Source organism: Mesorhizobium sp. M0106 (assembly GCF_040322715.1).
In the GTDB taxonomy this organism is placed as follows: Bacteria; Pseudomonadota; Alphaproteobacteria; order Rhizobiales; family Rhizobiaceae; genus Mesorhizobium.
On record NZ_JAMYUA010000115.1, the window covers coordinates 1 to 1,787 of the forward strand.

General features: G+C 64.6%; 2 protein-coding genes and 1 pseudogene. 1 reads left to right on the forward strand and 2 read right to left on the reverse strand.

What is annotated here, in order from left to right; translation table 11 throughout:
* Positions 1-278, forward strand: a pseudogene (locus NKJ55_RS35290) (MFS transporter); the annotation flags it as partial.
* Between the two features lie 413 nt (positions 279-691).
* Here NKJ55_RS35290 and NKJ55_RS35295 read toward each other — a convergent pair.
* Positions 692-1,105 carry a curlin gene (locus NKJ55_RS35295; RefSeq protein WP_352453910.1) on the reverse strand — a complete coding sequence of 138 codons (414 nt, stop codon included), beginning with the start codon at positions 1,103-1,105 and terminating at the stop codon, positions 692-694.
* A gap of 167 nt (positions 1,106-1,272) precedes the next feature.
* Entirely contained in the window at positions 1,273-1,674 is a 402-nt protein-coding gene (csgH, locus tag NKJ55_RS35300; RefSeq protein ID WP_352453909.1) for a curli-like amyloid fiber formation chaperone CsgH, read from the reverse strand.
* Between the last annotated feature and the right edge of the window lie 113 nt (positions 1,675-1,787).

Consider the following 1,787-nt stretch of genomic DNA (forward strand, 5'->3'; position numbering starts at 1 on the left):
CCCTGCTGCTGATCCGTGCCGCGCTTTCGCAGATGGACGTCCCGACGCGCTCATCTTACGTCATGGCGGTCGTCACGGAGGCGGAACGGGCAGCCGCCGCGAGCTTCACATCGGTACCGCGCAGTTTGGCTGCCGCAGCCAGTCCCGCCCTGGCGGGCGCTCTGTTCGCTGCCTCGTTCCGGGCTTGGCCCCTGATCATCTGCGGTGCACTGAAGATCGCTTACGATCTGCTGCTGCTGATGCAGTTTCGGCACCTCAAGCCGCCGGAGGAACGGTGATGCAGCCGCCGGTTTGGGGTGTTTGACCAGGATGGGTCAATCGCGAAGGAAAACGTTGGAAAGTTGTCGATCACTTCCGGCTGTCGCGGAGCGTGAAATGTCGCCTCGCTTCCTCGTGACATTGTCTGCCGCACTTTATCTGACATCAACGGTGTTTGCCGGGGCAGGATCACCCGTTCCGTCGAACGTCTGCTATGCGTGGAAAAGCCGCTGCAGAAGGTCCGCATCGGTGAAGGTTTTTCGATGTGGGCCGCAGCGCGAGGGGTGCGGGCTGGGTCGACATCGGCCCGCGTTGAAAAACCTCCCAAGGAGGAAGCCGCGGGGTCATCTTCGGCTCTGCCGAGATGTTCGGCCCGAATGATTGGGTCGCGCGCAAGGGGATCGAGTCCCGCTCGCGCCCCGATTATCGGCCGTTACCAGCCGTAGCTGAAGATGGCGCCGCCACCACCATCGCCGTTCTGCACGACATTCGCCTCGGTGTTCCTTCCGAACTGGAAAATACCGTAGGCGTTGTCGTTGCCGTTCTGCCTCAGGATGGCGGAATGGCCGTTGCCCTCCTGATGGATGATGCCCAGATTGCCGCGGCCGTTCCGGCCGAGGCCAGCAGCATTACCGTGTCCGGACTGACGGATTCTGGCGCCGTGCAGGCCGCGATACTTCGAATAGACGCGCAGGCCGGTCGCCAGGGCGCCGGCGTCGCGGGCGTTGGCAGGAGCAAATGTCACCGACACCCAGCCTCCTGCGTAGGCCGGTGCGGACAGCGCCACCTGGCCGATGCTGCCGGCAACGAGAGCGGCAGTAAGGGTTATGAACATATTGCGGGTCATCTTGGTCTTCATTTCCGGCTGCCTCAGCCTATGGCCAACCTTCCCGAATTGCGGCTGAACCATCCCGGAACCCGTCGTTCAGCTGTCGTTCAGTCATTTTTCCCGGCTCGGCACACATAGAAAAGGCGCCGAACGCCGACGCCCTTTTCGTGAACTGGCCGGTGCGATCAGGTCGCGCCGCCGACCCGCGCGGCGCAGCCGATGCTCTTGCCATCGACCGCAACTTCGAGCTTGGCGTCGTAAACGCCGCCCTTTGCGTCGAGCGTGACAGCGCCGAGCGTAGCTGGCTTGCCGGGCGCGGCGTTGAAGGCGCCGCCCTGCTCGATGTTGGTGCCGCCGGTGCGACCGGTGCTTTCGACATGGAAGGAATAGGTGCCACTCACGTTTCTGTCGGCATAGGCAAGCGCCTCAAGCAAGACCATGCCCCCTTCCGGCGTGGCGCGGATCTCGCAGCGCACCGGCCCAACGGACTGGTCGGCGGTGGCCATGGTCGCCAGCGCGCCGGCCGGGACCAGGATCAGGGCGAGTGCCGCCATGACGCGGCGGGAATGCTTGACGATGCGGGGCATGGTTCGTCTCCTTGGCTTGGCTAGCGGCGGGCCCGGGAAAATTTACCGGGCCCCCGGCCCGGTGCCGGGTTTTTTGGCGGGCCGGACGCACACGGGCCCCAATGACCGGCCGC

Bases quoted from the DNA above. Each gene is read 5' to 3' on its own strand.
- NKJ55_RS35295 (WP_352453910.1), bottom strand. From the start codon at position 1,105: ATGACCCGCAATATGTTCATAACCCTTACTGCCGCTCTCGTTGCCGGC.
- csgH (WP_352453909.1), bottom strand. From the start codon at position 1,674: ATGCCCCGCATCGTCAAGCATTCCCGCCGCGTCATGGCGGCACTCGCC.